Source organism: Acinetobacter sp. ANC 7912 (genome assembly GCF_039862785.1).
Classification (GTDB): domain Bacteria; phylum Pseudomonadota; class Gammaproteobacteria; order Pseudomonadales; family Moraxellaceae; genus Acinetobacter; species Acinetobacter thermotolerans.
Genome location: NZ_CP156795.1, coordinates 2,991,466 through 3,014,967, shown reverse-complemented (window position 1 = coordinate 3,014,967; position 23,502 = coordinate 2,991,466). Strand labels below are relative to the sequence as shown.

The 23,502-nt window shown below is 45.4% G+C and carries 24 protein-coding genes; 15 read left to right on the top strand and 9 right to left on the bottom strand.

What is annotated here, in order from left to right:
- Positions 1 to 8: 8 nt before the first annotated feature.
- The 3 genes from uraH to puuE all read right to left on the bottom strand — a co-directional run bounded on the left by uraH (position 9) and on the right by puuE (position 1,956).
- The gene (gene uraH, locus ABEF84_RS14725; protein WP_034583651.1) at positions 9 to 335 is read right to left on the bottom strand and encodes a hydroxyisourate hydrolase; all 327 of its coding nucleotides are present in this window, start codon (positions 333 to 335) and stop codon (positions 9 to 11) included.
- The gene (gene uraD, locus ABEF84_RS14720) at positions 332 to 835 is read right to left on the bottom strand and encodes a 2-oxo-4-hydroxy-4-carboxy-5-ureidoimidazoline decarboxylase (RefSeq protein WP_034583655.1); all 504 of its coding nucleotides are present in this window, start codon (positions 833 to 835) and stop codon (positions 332 to 334) included. The genes uraH and uraD overlap by 4 nt, the downstream gene beginning before the upstream one ends.
- A 146-nt stretch (positions 836 to 981) precedes the next feature.
- The gene (gene puuE / locus ABEF84_RS14715) at positions 982 to 1,956 is read right to left on the bottom strand and encodes an allantoinase PuuE (RefSeq protein ID WP_034583658.1); all 975 of its coding nucleotides are present in this window, start codon (positions 1,954 to 1,956) and stop codon (positions 982 to 984) included.
- Positions 1,957 to 2,196: 240 nt separating this feature from the next.
- On the opposite strand from puuE, the gene ABEF84_RS14710 reads away from it, so the two are divergent.
- From ABEF84_RS14710 to dsbD, 4 genes are all read left to right on the top strand, one after another.
- On the top strand, positions 2,197 to 2,565 hold the full coding sequence (locus tag ABEF84_RS14710; protein ID WP_034583661.1) for an HPF/RaiA family ribosome-associated protein: 369 nt from the start codon (positions 2,197 to 2,199) through the stop codon (positions 2,563 to 2,565).
- Between the two features lie 129 nt (positions 2,566 to 2,694).
- Positions 2,695 to 3,240, top strand: coding sequence for an ankyrin repeat domain-containing protein (locus ABEF84_RS14705; RefSeq protein ID WP_034588607.1), 546 nt, complete (start codon positions 2,695 to 2,697; stop codon positions 3,238 to 3,240).
- 26 nt (positions 3,241 to 3,266) lie between these two features.
- Complete coding sequence (locus ABEF84_RS14700; protein WP_034588609.1) at positions 3,267 to 4,022, top strand: transporter; 756 nt, start codon at positions 3,267 to 3,269, stop codon at positions 4,020 to 4,022.
- Positions 4,023 to 4,040: 18 nt separating this feature from the next.
- Entirely contained in the window at positions 4,041 to 5,867 is a 1,827-nt protein-coding gene (gene dsbD, locus ABEF84_RS14695) for a protein-disulfide reductase DsbD (protein WP_034588611.1), read from the top strand.
- 30 nt (positions 5,868 to 5,897) lie between these two features.
- On the opposite strand, the gene ABEF84_RS14690 is transcribed toward dsbD, so the two are convergent.
- Both ABEF84_RS14690 and ABEF84_RS14685 read right to left on the bottom strand, forming a co-directional pair.
- The gene (locus tag ABEF84_RS14690; RefSeq protein ID WP_034588614.1) at positions 5,898 to 7,106 is read right to left on the bottom strand and encodes a GGDEF domain-containing protein; all 1,209 of its coding nucleotides are present in this window, start codon (positions 7,104 to 7,106) and stop codon (positions 5,898 to 5,900) included.
- A gap of 277 nt (positions 7,107 to 7,383) precedes the next feature.
- Positions 7,384 to 8,295 carry an alpha/beta hydrolase gene (locus ABEF84_RS14685; RefSeq protein ID WP_034588615.1) on the bottom strand — a complete coding sequence of 304 codons (912 nt, stop codon included), beginning with the start codon at positions 8,293 to 8,295 and terminating at the stop codon, positions 7,384 to 7,386.
- 157 nt (positions 8,296 to 8,452) lie between these two features.
- On the opposite strand from ABEF84_RS14685, the gene ABEF84_RS14680 reads away from it, so the two are divergent.
- Entirely contained in the window at positions 8,453 to 8,890 is a 438-nt protein-coding gene (locus tag ABEF84_RS14680) for a DUF2147 domain-containing protein (RefSeq protein ID WP_034588617.1), read from the top strand.
- 69 nt (positions 8,891 to 8,959) lie between these two features.
- On the opposite strand, the gene ABEF84_RS14675 is transcribed toward ABEF84_RS14680, so the two are convergent.
- Positions 8,960 to 9,310, bottom strand: coding sequence for a Spx/MgsR family RNA polymerase-binding regulatory protein (locus tag ABEF84_RS14675; RefSeq protein WP_034588620.1), 351 nt, complete (start codon positions 9,308 to 9,310; stop codon positions 8,960 to 8,962).
- 468 nt (positions 9,311 to 9,778) lie between these two features.
- Complete coding sequence (locus ABEF84_RS14670; protein WP_347456042.1) at positions 9,779 to 10,600, bottom strand: exodeoxyribonuclease III; 822 nt, start codon at positions 10,598 to 10,600, stop codon at positions 9,779 to 9,781.
- Between the two features lie 40 nt (positions 10,601 to 10,640).
- Between ABEF84_RS14670 and pyrE the strand changes: the two genes are divergently transcribed.
- Positions 10,641 to 11,291, top strand: a complete 651-nt coding sequence (gene pyrE / locus ABEF84_RS14665; RefSeq protein ID WP_034588625.1) for an orotate phosphoribosyltransferase — start codon at positions 10,641 to 10,643, stop codon at positions 11,289 to 11,291.
- A gap of 64 nt (positions 11,292 to 11,355) precedes the next feature.
- Here the strand turns inward: pyrE and ABEF84_RS14660 are convergent, their stop codons facing one another.
- Complete coding sequence (locus tag ABEF84_RS14660; protein WP_034588627.1) at positions 11,356 to 11,580, bottom strand: DUF3565 domain-containing protein; 225 nt, start codon at positions 11,578 to 11,580, stop codon at positions 11,356 to 11,358.
- Positions 11,581 to 11,696: 116 nt separating this feature from the next.
- On the opposite strand from ABEF84_RS14660, the gene gshB reads away from it, so the two are divergent.
- Positions 11,697 to 12,641, top strand: a complete 945-nt coding sequence (gene gshB / locus ABEF84_RS14655) for a glutathione synthase (protein ID WP_034588629.1) — start codon at positions 11,697 to 11,699, stop codon at positions 12,639 to 12,641.
- A 21-nt stretch (positions 12,642 to 12,662) separates the two neighbouring features.
- The gene (locus ABEF84_RS14650) at positions 12,663 to 13,775 is read left to right on the top strand and encodes a phytanoyl-CoA dioxygenase family protein (RefSeq protein ID WP_161788393.1); all 1,113 of its coding nucleotides are present in this window, start codon (positions 12,663 to 12,665) and stop codon (positions 13,773 to 13,775) included.
- Between the two features lie 53 nt (positions 13,776 to 13,828).
- Here ABEF84_RS14650 and ABEF84_RS14645 read toward each other — a convergent pair whose 3' ends face one another.
- A complete protein-coding gene (locus tag ABEF84_RS14645) occupies positions 13,829 to 15,025 on the bottom strand; it encodes a CynX/NimT family MFS transporter (RefSeq protein WP_034588631.1) in 1,197 nt (398 codons plus the stop codon).
- A 255-nt stretch (positions 15,026 to 15,280) separates the two neighbouring features.
- Here ABEF84_RS14645 and ABEF84_RS14640 point away from each other — a divergent pair.
- The 7 genes from ABEF84_RS14640 (at position 15,281) to ftsZ (ending at position 23,396) form a co-directional block, all read left to right on the top strand.
- Positions 15,281 to 16,103 (top strand): IS5 family transposase gene (locus ABEF84_RS14640; RefSeq protein ID WP_141667073.1). Its coding sequence is split into 2 segments (ribosomal slippage): positions 15,281 to 15,661 and positions 15,663 to 16,103, totalling 822 coding nucleotides; the frame shifts between segments, so codons are not numbered across the junction.
- Between the two features lie 205 nt (positions 16,104 to 16,308).
- The gene (murG, locus tag ABEF84_RS14635) at positions 16,309 to 17,406 is read left to right on the top strand and encodes an undecaprenyldiphospho-muramoylpentapeptide beta-N-acetylglucosaminyltransferase (RefSeq protein ID WP_347460870.1); all 1,098 of its coding nucleotides are present in this window, start codon (positions 16,309 to 16,311) and stop codon (positions 17,404 to 17,406) included.
- A 12-nt stretch (positions 17,407 to 17,418) separates the two neighbouring features.
- Positions 17,419 to 18,867, top strand: a complete 1,449-nt coding sequence (gene murC, locus ABEF84_RS14630; protein ID WP_034588635.1) for a UDP-N-acetylmuramate--L-alanine ligase — start codon at positions 17,419 to 17,421, stop codon at positions 18,865 to 18,867.
- Positions 18,868 to 18,925: 58 nt separating this feature from the next.
- Positions 18,926 to 19,855, top strand: a complete 930-nt coding sequence (locus ABEF84_RS14625) for a D-alanine--D-alanine ligase (protein WP_034588639.1) — start codon at positions 18,926 to 18,928, stop codon at positions 19,853 to 19,855.
- Between the two features lie 3 nt (positions 19,856 to 19,858).
- Entirely contained in the window at positions 19,859 to 20,713 is an 855-nt protein-coding gene (locus ABEF84_RS14620) for a cell division protein FtsQ/DivIB (protein WP_347456041.1), read from the top strand.
- Between the two features lie 72 nt (positions 20,714 to 20,785).
- On the top strand, positions 20,786 to 22,048 hold the full coding sequence (ftsA, locus tag ABEF84_RS14615) for a cell division protein FtsA (protein ID WP_347456654.1): 1,263 nt from the start codon (positions 20,786 to 20,788) through the stop codon (positions 22,046 to 22,048).
- 160 nt (positions 22,049 to 22,208) lie between these two features.
- The gene (gene ftsZ / locus ABEF84_RS14610; RefSeq protein ID WP_347453296.1) at positions 22,209 to 23,396 is read left to right on the top strand and encodes a cell division protein FtsZ; all 1,188 of its coding nucleotides are present in this window, start codon (positions 22,209 to 22,211) and stop codon (positions 23,394 to 23,396) included.
- Positions 23,397 to 23,502: the final 106 nt, after the last annotated feature.

The following is a 23,502-nucleotide window of genomic DNA, read 5'->3' as shown; positions in this document are numbered from 1 at the left end:
GGCCTGGCTTAACTACCGCGGTAGGTCGAATAAGCAAAAGGGCTAATCAGGAGTGGAATGTGATAATGCTGGGTGGCATCCGGAATGTTGAAATGGATGATTGCTTTCGGAAAGAAGGTCGCGAGACCTTGGGCATCAAAATAAGGTTTGATGGCAAATTCGATGCTGTAATCACCAGTGGTAATGCTTTCCAGACCAAAGTCTGGCACCGGCACACGGCCATCGCTATTGGTTTGGGCTGTGGCTAATACCTGGCCATTAGCATCGAGGAGTTTCACTTCTACCTTGGCTGCAGGTTTGCCCAAATGAGTGTCTAGAATATGGGTGCTGATCATGCGTCAATCTCCTGTGCCAAACGCAATAGGGCAATTTCTAAAAGTTGTTGATGAACAATGCGTTTTTCCGTATCCAGATCATTGACCAGTCGATAATTCAGCGCAGTCAGAATCTCTTCACTGCTACGGCCTGCAGCACGGATCAGAAAAATGAAGTCAAATTTTTTCTCATAAGCCAGATTGCCTTTCAGCAACGCTTGCTGGGTTTCTTCATCCTGGGAAATGGCCGCTTGTTCACGTTCGGAAAAACTTTCCTCTTTGGCACTTAAAGCCGCCTGCGCCTGTTTTTCACCAATACGTGGGTGAGTCGCCAGTGCTTGGGAAATTTCTTCCCATGTCCATGTCTGCGCCTGTCTTTTCGCAGCCTCAAGTAGATCTTCACGACTGGCAAAAGGACGCTGTGAGCTGAGTTCGTTTGCCCAACGATCAATATGCACACACTGCTTGAGCAGCAGTTGAATATCGCTATCAGAAGCCTGGTTAAATTCAGTTAATTGCACAATTTAAGCCTTGTTTTTCTTGGTTTCTCACTGAAAATTGCAATAACAATGCCAAATTGCAGGGAAGGGTATGACTGGCAAGAGATAGTGGAATTGGAAAATAAAAAAGGGAGCAGATCGCTCCCTTTTGCTTTTTAGTTCAATGACTAATCTTGGTGCGCAGGAAAATGGTATTTGTACCAATGCTGTGCAATATCGTTACGGCGGCAAACCCAGACTTTGTGATGGCTCTGTACGTAATCCATAAAGCGTTGTAAGGCTTTGAAGCGTCCCGGACGTCCGAGCAGTCGGCAGTGCATGCCAATCGACATCATTTTTGGTGCAGTTTCACCTTCGCTGTAGAGCACATCGAAAGCATCTTTTAAATATTGGTAAAACTGCTCGCCGGAATTGAAGCCGCCTGGCGAGCTAAACTTCATGTCATTGCACTCTAATGTATAGGGGATGATCAAATGAGGGCGTTTTTGACCTTCTGGTGTAGTTAAAGTGCTCCAAAATGGGAGGTCATCGCCGTAATAGTCAGAATCGTATTGAATCTCAGGAAATTCAGCCAGAAGTTGGCGGGTATTGGGGCTGTCACGACCGGTATACCAACCAATTGGGGTTTCACCGAACAGCTCTGTCAGAACACTCAAGGCCTGATCCATATGCTGACGTTCAGTTTCAATATCCATGTTCTGGTAATGCAGCCAGCGCTGGCCATGTGACACCACATCGTAATTCGCTTCCTTAATCGCTTCGACCACATAAGGATTGCGTGCCAGTGCCATACCGACACCAAAAACAGTCATTGGCCAGCCACGTTTTTTAAATTCTTCATGAATACGCCAGAAGCCGGCACGGGAGCCATATTCATACATTGAGTCCATGGAACGGTGAATGGCTGGAAAGCTGGCCGCACCAACGATTTCAGACAGAAACTGCTCTGATCCGGCATCGCCATGCTCGACATGATTTTCCCCGCCTTCTTCATAGTTCAAAACAAACTGTACTGCGATGCGTGCCTGATTGGGCCACTGCGCATGTGGCGGTTTTCCGTGATAGCCGATTAAATCGCGTGAATATTCTTGCTTTTGTATAGATTCAATAAGTTGTTTTCCGCGTAAGTAAGCAGTTGTCACTATCGGTCGTCCTTTTGCTAAAAAAATAAAAATATCACTTGCATATTTCCGAGTTAGGCCCGATATTCAAAGTATAAGAACACGGATCTGCAGACTCAAAAAGGTGTTCATCATTCAAAGTGGAGGGTTGATTCCAAAGCGATTTGAAGAAGTGAAATGCAATACAAAGCAGCAAGCTACAAACGTGCCAAGATAATAATTTTGCACTAAAAAGTTACAATGATTTGAGGATGGTATTATATGAACATCGAACTCCGTACCGATAAAAATATCCGCAACAGCGACCGCCTAATTACTTACGTTCGTACCGAATTAAATCAGGAATTCCAACGCCATAGTGAGCGTATCACCAGTTTCTCAGTGCATCTCAGTGATGAAAATGCTGCCAAAGGTGGCGATGACGATATTCGTTGCATGATCGAAGCACGTCCTGCTGGCTTGAAACCAGTTGTAGTCAACCATCATGGTCATAATATTGACACAGCGATTCACGGTGCAATTGACCGCTTAAAACGCAGTCTGGAACATGTGATTGAGAAAAAAGACAATGTCCGTGGTGCTCAGCCAAAACTGGCAGCGGAAGAAGAAACCACTGACGTAGAAGAATAAATGTCTTTCTCTCGAAAAGCCCCCATCGGGGGCTTTTTTCAATTTTAGACAAAATAAACTGATGAGAATAAAAACAAATCCCTCTTTATTCGGCATAATAAGTGAAAACGAATTGAAGTGAGCTCCATCATGTTAACTGCGCAACAACAACTTTTTGTGCAAGCCCTAGAAGAACTGAATCTGGAACTGGTGAAAAAGCTCCTGGCAGATGGACTCAATCCGAATTTTATTGATATGGAAAAAGGTCCAGCAATTTCAGTCTGGTCTGATGGCTTGTTTAAATGGTGGGAAGAAGTCTGTGAGGCTTATGAAGCTGGACAGGCACTTTCTAGCGAAGAAAAACAGCAAAAACTGCAGGTGCATCTGGATATTCTGGATGCCCTGATCAAAGCTAAGGTCAATCTGCATCTGTGGGATGCTGAAGAAATGTATGGCCCGCTTTGGGATGCCGCTAGCGCCGCCTGTGTACCTGCCGTGCAGCGACTGCTGGATGAAAAGGTCGATCCAAATACCAAAGATGAAGATGGTCTGACCATCCTGTCCTCGATCTGTGACCTGTTCTTTGATTGCGACTTTGATGAAGTGAACTGGGCCGAAGCGCTGGAAGAGGAAAAACAGACTTTAGAATTGCTACGTAGCCGTGGCGCGAAAATGTCCAAGGAACTTGGAAAATAGGCTAGGAATATAAAGAGTACGTATTTATGACAACATTGAAGACATTGGGTTTAGTGATGCTCGCGGGAGCAAGCATGCAGGCATTTGCAGCTGATTTTGCCTTTGACCGTCCGGGTACCGGTTTTAGTACCACAACCACTCCGGTAGGCCAACTGGCCTGGGAACAAGGATTGCCTTCTGCGACCTATCGTGAATCAGGTGACGTACATACCACTACACTTAATGCCGATATGTTGTTGCGTACTGGTTTAACCGACAGCTTGGAATTACAAATGGGCTGGGATGGTCCAAGCTGGGCTAAAGTCCGTGAGCATGGCGTAAAAGTTGAAGATGATGGTCTAGGCGATGTCAGCATTGGTCTGAAAAAAGCCATCAATCTGGATGATGAAAAACTGTCGATGGCTGTGCTGGCAGAAGCCGTGATTGCAACCGGAAACCAGGGCTTTAGCAACGATGAAGATATCTACAGTCTGAGTTCAGCCGTAGCCTATCAGTACAGTGATTTGATCAATACATCCATTACCATGCGTTATGAATGGCAGGATGATCAATGGGCAGTGCAGGCTGTTCCAACCTTGGAATATAAAATTACCGATAAGCTCTCTGGTTTCTCGGAATTTGTCTATCGCAAGGCAGAAAGCCAGGACTATGAATATGGACTCGGTTCAGGTGTGATGTATGCACTAAATGACCGCGTGCAGCTGGATGCCAGTGTCGATGTTGACCTGAATGGTTCAGACAAGAGCTACAAGTCAGGACTGGGTGTTTCCTTCCTTTTCTAAGGACAGCAAGCCATTACCATGGATGTGAGCAAACTGAAAAGCTGGTTTCATTCTGGCTGCCGGATTTTATTCAGCGGCCTGCTGCTGAGTACTATAGTACAGGCAGAAGCATCGTTGCTATCTCCGGAGCAAGCTTTCCCATTCACGGTGATTTCTACCAGTGCGCAGCAGGCGGAACTAAGCTGGGATATTCCTGATAATTATTACCTCTATCAGCATAAGGTTGAAGTCCAGCAGGGTGGTCAGACCCTGCGGTTAAACCTGCCACCTGCTGAGGACCTGCATGATGATAATTACGGCCAAACCAAGGTTTATTATCAGCAACTCAAATTCACTATTCCAACCGAGGCTTCGCAAAGCTATCGGGTCAGCTGGCAAGGCTGTGCTAAAGATCGTCTCTGCTATCCACCACAAAGCATCGAGTTTAAAACTGATTTGTCCGGCCTGGTGCAATATCTACCCGCCGAGACAACACAAAAACGCTTACTGGATTTCAACAGTTCAGCAGTTGAGCAAAATACCCTTCTTGACAGTACTGAAGCAGAACGTACGGATCAGCCTCTCAGCAGTAATCTCAATGACACGGATGCAGTCGCCAAGGATCAGAAATGGTCAGCACGTCTGGCGGAAAACTCGCTGGCATATAGCCTGTTGTTATTCTTTGGTTTAGGCATGTTGCTGGCCTTTACCCCATGTTCCCTGCCAATGATTCCAATCTTGACCTCATTGATTGTGAGGGATCGACGTGGTTTACAGGCCTGGATGATTGCCTTGAGTTTTGTCATCAGCATGGCGCTGGTTTATGCGGTATTGGGCCTGATCGCGTCATCTGCCGGACTGAATTTTCAGCGCTGGTTACAGCAGCCGGCAACTTTAATTGCTTTTAGTTTGCTATTTGTGGTGTTTGCTCTGAACCTGTTTGGCCTGTTTGAAATCAAGCTGCCACAGCGACTGGTGCATCAACTGGATCGGGTACAGGCGATGCAGCAGGGTGGCACCTTGGTGAGTGCCAGTATCATGGGGATGGTATCAGCACTTCTGGTCGGGCCATGTATGACCGCACCATTGGCAGGTGCTTTGTTATTTATTTCCCAGACCCAGAGTCAATGGCAGGGAGCTTTGCTATTGTTTACTTTGGGTTTTGGCATGGGTACGCCGTTGCTGCTAGCCAGTGTTTTAGGTTCACGTATTTTGCCACGAGCTGGACACTGGATGAATCAGATCAAGGTGCTATTTGCTTTTATCATGCTGGCACTGGCGCTGTATTTTATCCGTCCGCTGATTTCTGAAGCGGCTTTGCAATGGCTGTCACTCGGGCTAGGCTTAAGCTTTGTGGCTTATCTGTTGGCATGCCTGTTTTGGAAAAATACCGGACTGCGATGGCTGTATATCATTAGTCTCGTGATTGCTGTGCCTTATATTGGCTATAGCCAGTATCAGCACAGCCAGCGATTTTTTGTCGAGACCAGTCCGCAGCAGGCCAACTGGCATATTGCCCAGACTGGGGCAGAATTTGAAAAGTTACTGGATGCTGTACCAAAAGGGCAAAAAGTTATTATTGATGTCTATGCCGACTGGTGTGTGGCCTGCCAGCCGATTGAACAGCGTATTTTAAAATCTAATAATGTGCAGGCGGCTTTGGCACCGTATTTCCTGATCAAGCTGGATCTCAGCCATTATGATGCAACCCATCAATCACTATTAAACCAATGGGAAATTTTAGGGCCACCAACGTATTTATTCTTAAATACGGAACAGCAGGAAGTGCGTAACCTGCGTTTGACCGGAGCATTTACTGAAAAAGAATTGCTGGCCCAGCTACAGCGTTTTGAACAGTCAAATTAAGCTTAGAGATAACCGTAAAGCCTAAAAAACTTAAGCGGAATCAGGATGTAATTGAGTGCTGTTTTCAAAGGACTGGTTATATGCTTTGACCAGATTTCGACCACAGGCTTTGGCCTGATACAAGGCCTTGTCTGCTTGACTCAGCAGCTGTTGAGGACGTAGATTCGGACTGGAGAGAGCAATCCCAAAACTTGCTGTCACCGGAATACGTTCGCCTTCATCGCTAAAGATTTCAATCTGCTGGATCGCAGCACGGCAGCGTTCTGCCACCTGACGGGCTTTTTCCAGATTGGAGTTTTTCAGCACCAGAATAAATTCTTCTCCACCAAAACGCCCGACCACATCACTTTCACGCAGCAATTGAGTCAGTACATGACTGACCCGAATCAGGGTTTCATCACCTTTGTCATGACCATAGTGGTCATTAATTTTCTTGAAATGATCCAGATCCAGTAACACCAGTGCATAGCTTTCCGGTGTTTGATTATTTAGTGCATCCAGACACTGGTTGATGCTGCGGCGGTTAAACAGGTTGGTCAACGGATCAATCTGGCTCAGGTGCTGGATCAGTTTTTCGCGATGCCGCCATTGACTGAGCAGAATTTCAAATAGCACCAGACAGATGGCAAGAATTGGCAGAATAAAATAAAACATGGATGCCAGCCAGAAACCATTAAAAAAGAGTTTCTCTTCAATGGTAAACACAGGGGCATAAGCCAGCTGATTGGTATAACTTAAATAACCACAGACTGTCAGAAAAATAGAGGCCGGAATCAGCATGCTATAGACCAGCACACGAGGGAAGAGGACCAAACCTACAGTGACCAGACTAACATAAGCAATCATGGAAACCGGACTCACCACCCCGACCACATAGGCATCACGGCAGAGAGAAAAGACAAATATTCCAATCGCAAAGAAGGGCAGATAGCGCTCAACCTGAAGGTTGTTGCGGAACTTATAGCAAGGATAGATCAGGAAAATCAGAATCAGCAGAAAGATGCTATTGGTACTGACCTGTTGTCGCACGATACTGGTATCGACATATTGCCAGTATTGTGGATTCAGTAGAACAAAGATATCCCAGATAAGCCAGCTCACATGAATGCCACAACCGAGCGCTAGCATGAGGATGCATTTTTTTAAAACTCCCCAATTCATCACCACTTCATCTTCGACCAGATACTTGGTGATTTTGTGCTTAAAAATAGCCTGCGTGGCGGGTGAAACGGGCTTCATACAAAGCGGATTCCCACAATAACCCAGTATGAAAATAACTGGCTAGAATTATGAATATGTTTTTATATCTGATAGTTAAGATAACAGGATTATGGTAAAAAGAGAATGTGTGAATTTTGTCCACAAGGGTCATTTTTCGCTTGTATGTAACCTAAAATGATAGGTGAATGCTAAGCCTGTAACAGGATAGAAAGCAGTTTGTAATATTTTTAGCGTTTTCTGAAATTTGCCGAATGGAAAATTTTTTTCTATCCTGAAGATGGAGCGGGTAAACAAATCAGTCTTGATCGAGACGATGGGCAAAGTCGGCAAGCTCAGCTAAGGCTTGGCGTGCCTCCTCAAACCAGGCGCTAAACATCTGGAAGTTATGCCACATGCCGGTATAGAGTTTGAATTCGACATGCACGCCCGCTTCCTCAGCCTTGTCACGTAGGCGCTGGGCATCATCCATCAGGATTTCCTTGGAACCAACCTGAATCAGCATCGGCGGCAAACCGCTTAAGTCAGCAAAATAGGGGGAAACTTCCGGATCACTCGGATCGACTGAAGATGGTAGGTAATACCCAATTCCGGTTTCTAGTGCATCGATCGAGAGTAGGGCATCATGAACCTGGTTATAACGCAGGGATTCACTGGTCAGGGTCAGATCAACAAAGGGTGACATCAGGATTAGCCCGCTCGGCAATGGTAACCCCAGATCTTTGAGCTTTAAGGCCAAGGTAAGAGCCAGATTGGCACCACAGGAATCTCCAGACAGAATGATGTCTTTGGCCTGAATGCCCTGATCAAGGAGTTCCGTATACACCTGAAAGAGGGCATCCGATGCTGCCGGATAAGGCGCTTCCGGCGCCAGTGGGTAATCGACATGCAGCACCTGCATCTGAGTACGGGCTGCAATCTGGGTCATAAAAGCACGATGGGTATTCAGCGAACCAGCAAAGAAAGCTCCCCCATGGATATGAAAAATTAGCTGGGTCGCCTCACTTTGCGGTTTGATTTCTTCAGCATTTAAACCCGCCAGTTTCAGAGAACGGATCTGAACATTTTTGTCCTGTGGAAACAGTTTGCACAGTTGTTCCAGGGCTTTGCGCTGGGTGGTAGGTGGGAGATTAAACTGGCTCGGTTTGCGAATTGTAGTTTTAAGAAAAGCTTCTGTAATCAATTGTTTCGTAAGGGGGCTCATCTTCATTTTCTTTCCATCTTTTTATGTTTCCATTGGTCTTGTGAGTTATTTACCAACAATATTTACAAGGTTACACTAAACGGTCACGTGCAAAAATTGATAAATTGTTGTGACTTAATTAATACTACAACAGTCTAATCACAGACTAGGGAAAGAAACAAAAATGAAAAAGATAGCGCTTGTGTTAGGATTACTGGGTTTAAGTGCATTGGCGAATGCTGCAGATCCATTAAATGGAACACTCTGGAAAACGATTGATGACAAAACCAAACAGCCAAAAGCGATTGTGAAATTTACCGAGCAAAGCAACGGTACTTTAAGTGCGAGCATCCAGAAAGTGTTAACGAAAGGTGAGGAAAATGCCTGCACCACTTGTGAAGGCCCATACCATAACAAATCGCTGAAAGGTTTAACAATTGTAAAAGGCCTGAAAAATGTTGGCGGTACAGAATATGACAGCGGTTCGATTCTGGATCCAAAAACAGGCAAGACTTATAAACTAAAAGGTCAACTGACAGATGGTGGCAAGAAGCTTGAATTACGTGGCTTCATCGGTGTAGCTGCACTAGGCCGTAACCAGACCTGGATTCGCGCGAACTAATCTTTTGCTAGCATTCATTTAAAAGCCTGACATCGATCAGGCTTTTTTTATTTTTCAAATTTGAATTTTTTATTTTTTCAGCGCCTGATAGGCGGCTTCATCAAAGCCGGCAATATAAGCTGCACCTGTATTGAGGATTGGACGTTTGATCAGACTGGTATGGGTGGTGAGTGCCTGAATCAGATTCTCTTCACTAGCTAAGGCAGTTTGTTGTTCTTCTTCGCTGAGTTTGTGCCAGGTCGTGCCTTTTTTATTCAGTACCACATCCTGACCTAAGGCATCTAGCCAGGTTTTTACGGTTTCAGCATCAATACCTTGTTTTTTATAGTCATGGAATTCATAGCTCAGACCGAGTTCAGTCAGCAGGTCAAAGGCTTTTTTCATGGAGTTGCAGTTTTTAATACCATAAATTTTTAACATCTTGATCACCTATCGTTTCTCTGCCGATAGCTTAGCGAAATTTGTTAAACAGGCATATGACTCTGAATTTAGAGATAGAAAAATTTACCTGAAAAAAGAGCAGAGGAACGCGCTGTCATCAGACTGACACCTTGATCAAGCAAAATAGCGATAAGAGTAAAGAAGTTGAATAAAACAATGGGAAAGATTTTCAGGGGTTTTAAAATGAGAAAACCCGCATCTAATCTTCCTGATTATGCGGGTCTCATCTTAACGTCCGTTGTCACATCCATGAAAACAAGCTATATCTAGTTTGTTTTTTAATTCTTCCTACGGCTTCCTGTCCTTTTGTTGTCATCCTGACATGTCCCTGTGCCGTGTGACTATAATGCTATGAATGTGATTGTAAAAATAGCTGTAAATACCGTATTGTTTTGTAAGTCATCATGACTCATTGAGTGAACAAATGTTCACTCAATGTAAAACGTGTTAATTCAGTTTATAGTCAATAATCACTGGGGCATGGTCGCTAAACCATTCATCTTTATAGACCCATGCATTCACCGTGCGGTCTTTCCAGTCCGGCGAGCAGGCCTGATAGTCAATCCGCCAGCCTACGTTCTTAGCCCGGGCCTGACCACGGTTCGACCACCATGAATACAGTTCCGCTTCCTTACGAACTTCACGGAAAGTATCGACATAACCTAATTCATAATAAATATGATCCAGCCACGCACGTTCATGGGGCAGACAACCTGAAGCCTTCTGGTTGCCAGACCAGTTTTTGATATCTATGCGCTTATGCACGATGTTGTAGTCACCGCAAACAATGATAGATTTATCTTCATCACGCCATTGTTTTAGGATCTTTTTATATTCTTCCAGAAAGTGGTCTTTACGCGCCTGTGCTTCATCACCAGATGAACCAGAGGGCAGGTATAAAGAGCAGATATGGGCAGGCTTATCTAAGCCCAGATCAAATTCTGCCGAGATAAAACGGCCTTGCGAATCTGCCAGTTCAAAACCCAGACCATCGGTAATGGAAACAAAAGGCAGGCGGCTATAAATCGCTGTACCGGCATAGCCAGGACGCTCTGCCGGGAACAGGTGTGTATACCAGCCTTCAGGCTTGAATTTATCGGTCCACTGCGCATGGGTAATTCGGCTTTCTTGCATGCAAATCACGTCAGCATCCGATTTTTCCATCCATTCCAGCAGGCCTTTGGTCACGGATGAACGTAAGCCGTTGACATTAATTGAAACGACACGAAGAATTTTTTGATCACCTGGATAGCTACTCTTTGGTATCATGCGCAAGTCTTACCTTAATTAATGGATTTAGGAGCACCTCATGTCAACGCCAGCTCAGTTTAACCCGCAAGCTTTTATCGAACTCGCATTATCACGCGGTGTGCTTAAATTTGGTGAGTTTACTTTAAAATCAGGTCGTGTGAGTCCTTATTTTTTTAATGCGGGTTTGTTGAATGATGGTGAAGCCTTGTCGCTACTGGCTTCTGGCTATGCAGCAAAATTGGTGGAATGTGACAATGTCGAAGTGATCTTTGGCCCTGCATATAAAGGCATTCCATTTGTTGCAGCAACTGCTGTGGCATTATCACAAAATCATGGCGTGAGTGTGCCATGGGGGTTTAACCGTAAAGAAGCCAAAGATCATGGTGAAGGCGGCGTGTTGGTCGGTGCTGCGGTACAAGGTAAAAAAGTCTGGATCATTGATGATGTGATTACTGCAGGTACTGCGATTCGTGAAGTGGTAACCATCCTGAAAAATGCTGGTGCGCAAATTGCGGGTGTACTGGTAGCACTAGACCGTCAGGAAAAAGGCCAAGGTGAACTGTCTGCAATTCAGGAAGTGCAAAAAGAACTGGAAATTCCAGTGCATGCACTGATCACAATGAAAGACCTGATGGATTATCTAGATGCGAAAGACGATAAAGAAGCGCTGGCAAAAATGGAAGCATACCGTGTGAAATATGGTATCTAAGATTTCTTAGTTCTTAGAGAGTCATAGAAAGGAAGCGAAAGCTTCCTTTTTTTTGTTTTTAATTTCATTTTAAGGAACACGAGGGATTAACTTCAGAGTTCTTTTCTTCCTCACATTTCTTGCAGTCCAATTTCATCCCTAACTTTTCCTTACGACCCGCTTCAGTCATGACCCAAGGGCGGTTTTGCCAAGGCGGATCATGCCGTACATGCTGGTCATGTCCACAGACAAGCTCAGCGACCCAATGATTTTCCTCATCTAAATGAAAACCGACAATGGCTTGCAGCATTTTCATTCCTCTTTAAACACATGAATGCATACATACTCATGCAAAATCTGAATAAACAAAAGAATAATCTCGGCTATACTCATTGCCAAATTCATTTTTAGAAAAGAGCCAAAGATATGCGCGTACTTGTTGTGATGGATCCCATCGAAAATGTAAACCTGAAAAAAGATTCAACCATGGCGATGCTATGGGCAGCCGCACGCCGTGGCCATGAATTGGGTTATGCATTACAGCAAGATTTGTATATTGATCAGGGCAAGGCCTTTGGTCTGATTGCACCATTACAGGTGTTTGAAGATTATGAGCATTACTATGAATTGGGTGAAAAGCGAAAGGAATCTATTGCAGCCTATGATGTGGTGCTGATGCGTAAAGATCCACCTTTCGACATGAATTTTGTTTACACCACCTATATTCTGGAACAGGCGGAACGTGAGGGTGCGTGGATTATTAACAAGCCGCAAAGCCTGCGCGACTGTAATGAAAAACTGTTTGCGACCCAATTCCCGGAATTGCAGGTCCCAACACTGGTGACTTCACAGGAAAGCCTGATCCGTGAATTCCTGAAAGAGCATGGCGATGTGATCGTGAAACCACTCGATGGCATGGGTGGTATGGGGATTTTTCGTCTGTTTCAGGATGGTGTAAATATTGGTTCAACCATCGAGATTCTGACCAATAACGGAACCCAGCCTATCATGGCACAGCGTTATATCCCGGAAATTGTGGAAGGAGATAAACGTATCCTGATGGTCAATGGTGAGCCGGTACCTTACTGCCTAGCACGTATCCCGCAAAATGGTGAAGTACGCGGTAACCTGGCCGCTGGTGGTCTGGGAAAGGCACGTCCTTTAAGTGAAAATGACAAACTGATTGCTGCGAAAGTTGGTCCATTCCTGCGTGAAAAAGGTCTGGTTTTTGTGGGTCTGGATGTGATTGGTAACTACGTGACAGAAATCAATGTCACCAGCCCAACCTGTATCCGTGAAATTGATACCCAGTTTGGTACTTCAATTGCAGATGATCTGTTTGATGTACTGGAAGCAGGTATTAAAAAATAATAACTAAACCGAGAGTTTATTGTGTTTTCATCTATTCAACGCATCTGGGGGAATGCACAGTTCCAAACTGTCGTCCAGGAGCTGAAAAAAGTGGCTCAAGCCAATCCGAAAAAGTTTGCAGCAGATGCTGTGACACTTTTCGGTACAGCTAAAAGCTTTGAATCTCATTCCATTATTGGCAATAAAACTCTAAATACCTTGGGGTTGCACCGTTTCCGGGTGAAGCAGGCAGCAAAACTCGCTGAATCCCGTCGGGAAAAGTTGGCGAAATACCTCGGCACAGATGAAGTTGAGTTCTTTCAGCAAAATGGTTTTATTTTAAAAGAGAATTTTTTGCCTGAAGATGAGTTTGAAGCTTTATCTAAAGAGTTATTGGAAACGGCTTTGGATACCCGTGAAACTTTGCAGGGTGATACGGTAACACGCCGGATGGCACTGGATGGTCAGGCACTTAAGCAACTACCGCATACCAAGCGCTTGCTTGAAAGTAAGCATTGGCGTGCACTTTTAAACTATGTGAACAGTTCCAAAGTACAGCCCATGTATTACGTGCAAGTGATTATTTCCCATGTACGTAAAGGCCGTCCTGATCCTCAAACCAATCTGCACAGTGATACCTTTCATTCAAATATGAAAGCTTGGCTATTTTTAACAGATGTGGCTGAAGATGAGGGACCATTTGTGTATGTACCTGGTTCGCACATCTTGAATGAAAAGCGCTTAGCATGGGAATATCAGCGTTCGATTGCTGTTAATCCAAAGACTGATGCCATGAGCCGCCGCGGTTCTTTGCGTATTCAACCCAATGAGTTGGCTGAACTCGGTTATGGTCAGCCTCAGGCTTTTGCAGTCAAGAAAAATACTCTGGTGATTGCAGATACTTACGGTTTTCATGCACGCGGGCCGAGTGTACGACCATCGACACGGATAGAGCTTTGGGCATATGGACGCCGTAGTCCATTCTTACCTTGGATTGGTCTACATCCACTGGCACTGCCAGTAATCAAAGACCGTTTAATTCCTTGGTATTGGAAAGGTTTGGATTATCTGGAACAGAAATACCAGCGTAAAAACCCATGGCGTAAAGTCGGTAAGCTGCTAGCAACCGATGAAGCTGTGGTAAAAACCAAATAAATTTTTTATCCATTAAAAGCAAAAATAAAAAGAGCCTCAATCGAGGCTCTTTTTTATGCAGTTTGCCGTCTAAACAGATAACCGCTCATCAGCAAACCGAGAACTGAAAGACAGGTAGTGACCAAGGCGATATTGCTCCATTGCCCGGTGGCTGAAACTAGCGATGCGCTGAGTGGCGGGATAAAAAACTGGGCACAGGCGGAGACTTGAATCACCAGTCCTACGCTCGCCGCGGCAGCATTGGACCGAGGTGCATATTTTAGAGTAATGGCAAATACGGTAGTGGGAATGATCCCGCCAACCAGAGAAAATAGGATGGCACTCAGTACCTGTAATTCCAGCATCAACCACGAACGTGCAGCAAAGGCCAGAAAACTGGTCAGCATCATGGTGATAAAGCCGGTCCAGAGCAGGGTTTTCGGCTGCCAGCCACGTTGCAGTAACATGCCGGCACCAAAGGTTCCACCAAGATTAGAAAGTACGACCAAAGAAGCCAGCATGCCGGCAATTTTCAGATCAATCCGGTCTGCCACATACATACTTGGCAAGAAGCCGGTGACGGTTAGCCACTGGCTGGTATAGCAGGCAAAAATCACCGCCAGACACAGAATCGGTGGATGAGTAATGGTGACACGGACAATTTCCCAAAAGGAAGAAGTCGTTGCAGGTGTAGCAGCTTGAGTTGCGGGAGTTTGTAATTCAAGATGTAGATAACGCTGTACCATCAGGGCAATCAGCAGGCATAATCCACCCAGTAAAGCCCAGATAGTCTGCCAGTTTAGCCACTCCAATAGTACCGGAATACACAGCACTGCCAGACTGACCCCGACGCCCATATAGGAGCTCCACAATCCCATCTTGAAATTCAGATGCTCTGGTCGGCTGATCCGTTTCAGAATCGCTGGGGCACAGAGGGAAATGGTCAGAAAACCGATGCCTTCAGTAAAACGGAAGAAATATAGTGCAGCGACATGCTGAATCCAGAGTCCGGCCATACTACTAAAGCCTAAAATCAGTAACGCGAGAATCAGGCAGCGTTTCAGCCCAAATCTTTCCGAAAAGGCGCCAATACTGAGGGCAAAGAGCATGCCAGCCCCTTGAACCAGAGACAGAGAAAAACCGGCTTGGGTAAAGCTGAGTCCCAAGTCTTGTTGCAGGATCGGAATCACGGCAGAAAGCTTGCCTGCATGAATCGCTGCCAAATAGCCAGCCAGGATTACCGAGCTGTCGTGCACTGAAATTCTGGACATAAGTCAGGTTTAATCCATAAAATCAATCTGTTCAGATATTTGTGTAAATTAAGAAAATGCATAAATAGCATACAACTTCATTATTTTTCATATGATTTAGTTATAAGTTGATACTTAAAATTAATGGATATACTGAGTAATTTAAGCGGTGAGATGTTAACTGAAACAGGCAGGGAAAATAGAGAAAAGCCGAAGCAAAAAAAGGTTTTTCAATAGACCTCTTGCGAAAGTAAAAACTACCTCAATATAGATTTCATGAAATATCAGAAATTAAACCGTTTTTCAGATTCTGAATTCAAGCGCTTGGTTGGTGTACCTCGACCAGTTTTTAGTGAAATGGTCGAAGTTTTAAAAGAAGCAGAATCACTTAAAAAGAAATCTGGGCGTCCTCATACTTTAGCTATAGAGGATCAATTATTATTAACACTCAATTACTTACGGAATTACAGCACTCAATTGGAATTGGCTGCAAATTACCATATCGCTGAAAGTAATGTGAATCGAACTATTAAAAAGGTTGAAGATGCATTAATGAAATCAAGACGTTTTACCCTGCCAAAACGAAGCATTACCACAGCAGACGAACAATTTAACTGGGTAATTATTGATGCGACAGAATGTTCAATAGAACGCCCGAAAAAAAAATCAGAGTAAGTTTTACAGTGGTAAAAAGAAGAAACATACGTTAAAAGCCCAAGTGATCTATCATCCGAAGAGCAAACAAATCATAGGAGTAGATATATCGTCTGGCAGTCAGCATGATATTAAATTGGCAAGAAAAACAGTTAAGAAATTCAAACATTGTGACTATGTTATGACCGATTTAGGGTACTATGGGTTAGAGCAAGATGGCTTTAAGTTATTGATGCCAATAAAGAAAAAGAAGAATTTCCCCTTATTTGATGCTGAGAAAAATTACAATAAAATGATTGGAAAAATACGAGTTGTAATCGAACATATTAATAGTCAATTGAAAAGATTTAGAATACTAAGTGAACGCTATCGAAATAGACGAAAAAGATTCGGTTTACGCATTAACTTAATCGCTGCACTGGTAAACCGGATGAACTTGCAATAACGACTTTCGCAAGAGGTCTAATAAAAATTGATGAAAAATGCAGACCTGATGACAAATACAGTTTAAACTTCAAAAACGCGTGAAAAAAAACAATGAAGTGCTTCGTGAAATAAAGTAAATAAACTTTCATGCCTAGGCGTTTGTGATTACAATTGACGACTTAAATCCTATTCCCCATTTTATTTTAGAATTGAAGAATTAGACCGTGACCGACGCTCCGCAAAAACAGCCTAAACATGTCATGATGATGGCCGCAGGTACCGGTGGACATGTATTTCCAGCTTTAGCTGTTGCAAAAGATTTACAACAACAAGGGATCGAAGTGTCCTGGTTAGCGACTCCGGCGGGCATGGAAAACCGATTATTAAAAAATCACAATATTCCAATTTATCAGATTGATATCCAGGGAGTGCGCGGTAATGGCATCGTACGCAAACTGGCTGCACCGTTCAAGATTCTGAAAGCGACACTCAGCGCCATGAAATACATGAAGCAGCTGAACGTGGATGCCGTTGCCGGCTTTGGTGGCTATGTCGCAGGTCCGGGTGGTCTGGCAGCGCGTATGCTGGGTATTCCCGTGATTATTCATGAGCAAAATGCGGTCGCCGGTTTTACCAATACCCAGCTATCACGTATCGCCAAAACGGTGTGCCAGGCATTTCCTAATACTTTTCCAGCACAGGATAAGGTGGTCACTACGGGAAATCCGGTACGCAAGGAAATCACCCAAATTCTGAATCCATCTTGGCGTTATCAGGAACGTGAAAAAGCCGGTGAACCATTACGTATTTTAATCGTGGGTGGTTCACTAGGGGCACAGGCACTGAATGAACGTGTGCCTGAAGCCTTAAAACAGCTGAATATTCCACTGAATGTTTATCATCAGTGTGGTCAAAATCATGCCGATGCCACCCGTGCACGTTATGTGGATAAGCCGGATACGTTGCAGGTCGAAGTGCAGCCGTTTATTGAAGATATGGCCCAAGCCTATAGCAATGCCGATCTAATCATTTGCCGTGCCGGTGCATTGACCGTCACCGAAATTGCCACAGCCGGTGTAGCGGCGATTTTTGTGCCGCTACCAAGTGCGGTGGACGATCACCAGACTGCAAATGCAAAGTTTCTGGCCGACCTGGGTGCAGCAAAAATCTGCCCGCAGGCGACTATGACCCCAGACAGTTTAAAAGCGCTGCTCGAACCGATGCTCAATCGCCAGCTCCTGATGGAAATGGCTGTGAAAGCACGTCGTCAGGCTCAACCCGATGCAACCCAACATGTGGTTCGTTTAATTCAAGAATTGTAAACCGAGTAAATTATGTCTCCATCAACCCCAGCTGACCAAGCGAAAAAGTTAATTAAAGTGCCAGAAATGCGCCGTATCAAACACATTCACTTTGTGGGGATTGGTGGTGCAGGGATGTGCGGTATTGCCGAAGTATTGCAAAACCAGGGCTACAAAGTTTCTGGTTCGGATATCAAGGCCTCGAAGACCACAGCACAACTCGAAGAAAATGGTATCAAGGTCTATATCGGTCATGCTGCGGAAAATATTCAGGGCGCGAATGTAATCGTCGTGTCGACTGCGATTGACCCTGAAAACCCGGAAATCAAGGCTGCAGTAGAAAAACGTATTCCGGTAGTGCGCCGTGCGGAAATGCTTGGTGAACTCATGCGTTACCGTCACGGCATCGCCGTTGCAGGTACACATGGTAAAACTACTACCACAAGTCTAGTGACTTGTATGCTGGCGGAAGAAAATCTTGACCCAACCTATGTGATCGGTGGTTTGCTGAACCGTACAGGTGTCAATGCTGCACTGGGTGCCAGTCGTTATATTGTGGCAGAGGCGGATGAGTCTGATGCTTCTTTCCTGTATCTGCAACCAATGGCTGCGATTGTGACCAATATCGATGCTGACCATATGGATACTTATGGTGGTAGCTTCGATGTACTGAAAGATACTTTCGTACAGTTTCTGCAAAAACTGCCGTTCTACGGTCTGGCAGTGGTATGTGGCGATGATGCCAATATCCGTGAAATCATGCCGCGTATTGGCCGTCCAGTGGTGACTTACGGTTTTAATGAAGATAACGACATCCGTGCAGTGGATATTGAACAGGATGGTATGTGTTCACACTTTACGGTGTTGCGTAAAGACCGTGAACCACTCCGTGTTACCATCAATATGCCAGGTGCACATAACATCCTGAATTCATTGGCAGCGATTGGCATTGCAACGGATGAAGGTGTATCCGATGGTGCCATCTGTCGTGCATTGGAAGGCTTTAGCGGTGTCGGCCGTCGCTTCCAGGTACAAGGTCAGTTCGAAATAGAAGGCGGGGATGTGAAGCTGGTGGATGACTATGGTCACCATCCGAAAGAAGTAGAAGCCACCATTAAAGCAGCACGTGCCAGCCACCCGGACCGCCGTCTGGTAATGATGTTCCAGCCACACCGTTTTACCCGTACCCGTGACTGTTTTGAAGACTTTGTGGAAGTGCTTTCTCAAGTTGATCAGTTGTTGTTACTGGAAGTATATCCAGCAGGGGAGAAGCCAATTGTTGGTGCGGACAGTCGTGCCTTGGCACGTAGTATCCGTTTGCGTGGGGAAGTGGAGCCAATCCTGATTGATCCAGTCGAAGGAAACCTGAGCAACGTCATGAAAAATGTGCTAAAAGCAAATGATCTGTTGCTGACCCAAGGTGCTGGTAATGTCGGTGCAATTTCAATTGAACTTGCACAGAATAATTTATACATCAAATAGTCGCTTAATGTGGCTTAAAATAGAATTGACCTGATTTAAAAAGTTTAAGGATATAAACGTGTCAAATGCTTCAAAATTCGGAAAAGTTGCCGTATTGCTAGGTGGAAAATCTGCAGAGCGTGAGGTTTCGCTGGACAGTGGTATGGCGGTACTTGAGGCATTGGTGCGTTCGGGGGTGAACGCAGAAGGCTTCGATCCACAGGAACGTAGTATCACTGAACTGTCGGGTTATGACCGTGCCTTTATCGTGCTGCATGGCCGTGGTGGTGAAGATGGCCAGATTCAGGGCGCACTGGAATGGTTGAATATTCCTTATACCGGTACAGGCGTACAGGGTTCAGCGATTGGCATGGACAAGGTCAAGACCAAGCAGGTATGGCAAGGTTCTGAACTGCCAACCGCACCCTATCGCATTGTGACCAAAGACTCCAATGCGGAAGAAATTGTTGCGGCATTGGGCCTGCCACTAATCATCAAGCCGGTACATGAAGGTTCAAGTATCGGCATGAGCAAAGTGGAAAAAATTGAAGACTTTGCCACTGCGATTGCCAAAGCGACTGAACATGATGCTGTAGTGATGGCAGAAAAATGGATTACCGGTCGTGAATTTACCATTGTGCTGTTGAATGGTCAGGCACTGCCAGTGATTCGCCTGCAGCCACCGGAAGATGTCGCATTCTACGACTACGAAGCCAAATACAACCGTAATGATGTGCAGTATGGTATTCCATGTGGTCTGAGCGAATCTGAAGAAAAAGCCTTGCAAGCACTGGCTTTACGTGCTTTCCAGGCAGTAGGGGCTAGCGGCTGGGGCCGTATTGATGCGATGCAGGATCAGGATGGCAATTTTTGGTTACTAGAAGTCAATACTGTACCGGGCATGACCAGCCACTCGCTGGTGCCGAAAGCCGCCGCTGCGGTGGGTTACAGTTTCGATGAGCTGTGTATGGCGATTCTGGAACAAACTCTGAACGGTGTGGCTCGCTAAGCTATGGCACAACTTCCTGCATCCATGCGCCGTAAACGTGCTGCGATTACCTCAATTCACGATAAGCCACCAAGCAAAAAGGAAAAGCTGGCCAACTTTGGTGGCTGGCTATTGCTGCTGGTCGCAATCGTGGTACTGGCTGCAGGAATCCTAGGTTTTTACCGGGTCATGACCGATGCCCAGGTGGCAGAGCTGGATGTGATTGGTACGCGATCGGCTGCAGAACAGCGTCAGGTGATACAGCATGTTTCCCCGATTATTACCGACAATTACTTTACTTCGGATTTAAGATCGATTCGTGACAAGACATTGGAATTGTCTTGGGTTGATCGTGTGGTGGTATCGCGTGCCTGGCCAAATGCGATTCGTGTGCGGATCATGCCGCATCATGCCATTGCCCGTTGGGGTACAGGTCGCTTGCTAAGTGACAGCGGACAAATCTTTGCGGAAGTGACGCCAAAGAACTATCCGGAACTGCCGTTATTACATGGCCCGGCCAGTCAGGCTAAAAACATGATGCGACGTTATAATGAAATCAACCAGCTGTTCGCACCACATGGAATTCGCCTGAAAGAACTTTATCTGACGGAACGCATGACCTGGTTTATGCAGTTTGATTCAGGACTACGCGTCATCGTAGATCAGGATCAAACCATGAGTAAACTGCAGCGCTTAAGCCATCTGTCCTATAGCGATTTGAAGCCAGTTTGGTCTAGAATCTCGTCAATTGATTTGCGCTATAGAAATGGATTAGCAATTCAGTGGAAAAATGCCGTTCCACCCAAGATACAAAATGGTCACTTTATTGTAACGAATAATGACACCGGCGTTGAGAACGGGGTTACAGTGAAGCCATAATGTTCGGCTTTAAAAAATGAAGAGGCAATTAAAGCCATAAATTAAACACATAGGTAATGGTAGTAGCAAATAATGAATGAAGCTGTTCCCTCAGTTGTTGCGATTGACATTGGGACGCACAAAGTTTCAGTTTTGATTGGTAAGGTACATGCGCCAGACAATATCCAGGTTATTGGGATGGCGACTGCTCGTAACCGAGGCATGAATAAAGGGAAAATTGTAAGTCTCGATAAAGTCATTACCGCAATAAAAAATGCCGTTCAGGAAGCGGAAGACATGGCGGAATGCCGTGTACACTCTGCCTGGATTTCTATTCCAAGTGCGGAGTTGAAAAGCTTCTATGCTTCTGGTCGTACTACGATTGAAAATGCTGAGCATACAATTACAACAAGCGAAGTCGTGCGTGTACTGGAACTGGCGAAAGCGAGTCATCTGTCTCCAGACCATTATATGGTAAGTGCTGTACCCCTCGGCTTTGAGCTGGATGATGCGCCAGAATGGGTGCTGAACCCGATCCGTATGTCGGCGCATAGCATGACTGGGCATTACCATCTCATGATGTTGCCTATCAGTACCATGCAGAACATCGACCGTGCCTTGAAAGGGGCGAATATCGGTGTGGAAAAAATGGTGGTGTCTAGCCTGGCCACCGCTGAAGCAAGCCTGCTGAAAGATGAAAAAGAATATGGCGTTTGCTTGCTGGATATCGGTGCGGGTACGACGGATATCGCAGTTTACTTGGATGGTCGTTTAGCTCTCACTCATACCATTCAGCGTGGTGGGGAGCATGTAACACGTGATATCGCAGCAGTGTTGCAAACCACAACCGAAGAAGCAGAGCGTATCAAGCTGCTTTATGGCTGTGTCGATTTAAAAGTAGTGAAACCGGATCACATGATCCAGTTCCAGGGCATTGATGGTCCACAAACCATTAGCCGGATTGAGCTGACCGAGATCATCATTGCTCGTTATAGCGAGATTCTGGGTCTAGTGCGTGAAGAACTAGAAAACAGTGGCGCGATGCAAGGCCTGTATCACGGTGTAGTCTTGACTGGTGATGCCAGCCAGATCGAAGGTATGGTCAGCTATGTCCGCCGTACCTTAGGGGTTTCAGCACATTTGGGCAATGCGCCAAGTCAGGTGCATGCCGATGAAGCGCATCAGGCCGCACTGCGCCGTTCCCAGTATGCAACTGCTGCCGGTTTACTGATGTTTAGCCAGAGCGATGCGCAGGAAACCATCGTGGAATCGGAAGATACTGAAAGACTATCGATGGGTCAGCGCATTAAGCGTGCCTTTTCAGGTTTTAATGAAACATTGAAATCGCTGTTTTAGTCGAATTTTATTGTGAATATTGTTGAGAAGTTGTACTAAAAAATGCCTGCACTTGACAACTCAGTTCTTGAGCAGCATTCTTAAAAACAATTTTTTATTAAGATCAGGGCAGTATACGGGCTTAGTGACTGCCAGTATTAAATTAGGAATTTTATAGGTCATGGCCTCATTTGAATTTTTTGAAGACGATCAAGACGATAGCATTGGTCAAGCCCGTTTCACTGTATTTGGTGTAGGGGGAGCGGGTGGTAACGCAGTTCAGCATATGCTGCAATCCGACATCAAAGGCGTGAAGTTTGTCTGTGCTAACACAGATAAACAGGCGCTGGATCGTATGGAAGCGGAATTTAAAATCCAGTTAGGTGAACAATGCACCCGCGGTCTGGGCGCTGGTGCAAATCCGCAAGTGGGTCAGGCTGCGGCAGAAGAAAGCCGTGAATTTATCCGCGCACATCTGGAAGGCACCGATATGGTGTTCGTGACTGCAGGTATGGGTGGTGGTACAGGTACCGGCGCTGCACCAGTGGTTGCGGAAATTGCTAAAGAAATGGGCATCCTGACCGTAGGTGTAGTGACTACACCATTTAACTTCGAAGGTAAACGCCGTCTGCAATCTGCTGAAAAAGGCATTGAAGCACTGGAACAGCACGTTGACTCGCTGATCATTATTCCGAACCAGCGTCTGCTCAAAGTATTCCGTGACATCTCAATGAAAGATGCCTACAAGAAAGCAGATGACGTCTTGCTGAATGCGGTACGCAGTATCTTTGATCTTGTGGTACGTCCAGGTCACATTAACCTTGACTTCGCCGATTTGAAAACTGCGATGAGTACTCGTGGCTATGCCATGATGGGTGTGGGCTTAGGCCGTGGTGAAAACCGTGCGCGTCAAGCTGCTGAACAGGCCATCCGTAGTCCGTTACTAGATAACGTGACCATTATGAATGCCAAAGGTATTCTGATCAACGTGACTGGTGGTGACGATGTCACCTTTGGTGAAATTGAAGAAATCACTGATGTGGTGAACCAGATCGTGGATCTGGACGAAGGTCAGGTGTTCTACGGTACGGTATTTGATCCAGATGCACGTGATGAAATCAGCGTAACCGTGATTGCAACCGGCCTGACCCGTAACTCGGCAGATGCCGTAGAACCTGCAAAACGTACCAACGTACAGCAGTCACGTCCTGCAACAGCACCAGCTGCTGTAGATGAAGATGATGTGCCAGCGATTCAGCGTCAGCAGGCGGGTACAACTGCAGCACCCACACCGGCAGCTTCGGTTTCCAGCCCTCGCCCAACGCCAATGAGCATCCAAGATTATCTTAAAAATCAACAACGTAAATAACATGTAACAAGATGTGTTTACGATGATCCAACAGAAAAGGTGGCTGTAGAGCCACCTTTTTATTTTTTATCAATGGCTAAATATGCTAACGTATAGCGGTTTTATT

Bases quoted from the DNA above. Each gene is read 5' to 3' on its own strand.
- uraH (WP_034583651.1), bottom strand. From the start codon at position 335: ATGATCAGCACCCATATTCTAGACACTCATTTGGGCAAACCTGCAGCC.
- ABEF84_RS14710 (WP_034583661.1), top strand. From the start codon at position 2,197: ATGAACATCGAACTCCGTACCGATAAAAATATCCGCAACAGCGACCGC.
- ABEF84_RS14705 (WP_034588607.1), top strand. From the start codon at position 2,695: ATGTTAACTGCGCAACAACAACTTTTTGTGCAAGCCCTAGAAGAACTG.
- ABEF84_RS14700 (WP_034588609.1), top strand. From the start codon at position 3,267: ATGACAACATTGAAGACATTGGGTTTAGTGATGCTCGCGGGAGCAAGC.
- dsbD (WP_034588611.1), top strand. From the start codon at position 4,041: ATGGATGTGAGCAAACTGAAAAGCTGGTTTCATTCTGGCTGCCGGATT.
- ABEF84_RS14690 (WP_034588614.1), bottom strand. From the start codon at position 7,106: ATGAAGCCCGTTTCACCCGCCACGCAGGCTATTTTTAAGCACAAAATC.
- ABEF84_RS14685 (WP_034588615.1), bottom strand. From the start codon at position 8,295: ATGAAGATGAGCCCCCTTACGAAACAATTGATTACAGAAGCTTTTCTT.
- ABEF84_RS14680 (WP_034588617.1), top strand. From the start codon at position 8,453: ATGAAAAAGATAGCGCTTGTGTTAGGATTACTGGGTTTAAGTGCATTG.
- ABEF84_RS14675 (WP_034588620.1), bottom strand. From the start codon at position 9,310: ATGTTAAAAATTTATGGTATTAAAAACTGCAACTCCATGAAAAAAGCC.
- ABEF84_RS14670 (WP_347456042.1), bottom strand. From the start codon at position 10,600: ATGATACCAAAGAGTAGCTATCCAGGTGATCAAAAAATTCTTCGTGTC.
- pyrE (WP_034588625.1), top strand. From the start codon at position 10,641: ATGTCAACGCCAGCTCAGTTTAACCCGCAAGCTTTTATCGAACTCGCA.
- ABEF84_RS14660 (WP_034588627.1), bottom strand. From the start codon at position 11,580: ATGCTGCAAGCCATTGTCGGTTTTCATTTAGATGAGGAAAATCATTGG.
- gshB (WP_034588629.1), top strand. From the start codon at position 11,697: ATGCGCGTACTTGTTGTGATGGATCCCATCGAAAATGTAAACCTGAAA.
- ABEF84_RS14645 (WP_034588631.1), bottom strand. From the start codon at position 15,025: ATGTCCAGAATTTCAGTGCACGACAGCTCGGTAATCCTGGCTGGCTAT.
- murC (WP_034588635.1), top strand. From the start codon at position 17,419: ATGTCTCCATCAACCCCAGCTGACCAAGCGAAAAAGTTAATTAAAGTG.
- ABEF84_RS14620 (WP_347456041.1), top strand. From the start codon at position 19,859: ATGGCACAACTTCCTGCATCCATGCGCCGTAAACGTGCTGCGATTACC.
- ftsA (WP_347456654.1), top strand. From the start codon at position 20,786: ATGAATGAAGCTGTTCCCTCAGTTGTTGCGATTGACATTGGGACGCAC.
- ftsZ (WP_347453296.1), top strand. From the start codon at position 22,209: ATGGCCTCATTTGAATTTTTTGAAGACGATCAAGACGATAGCATTGGT.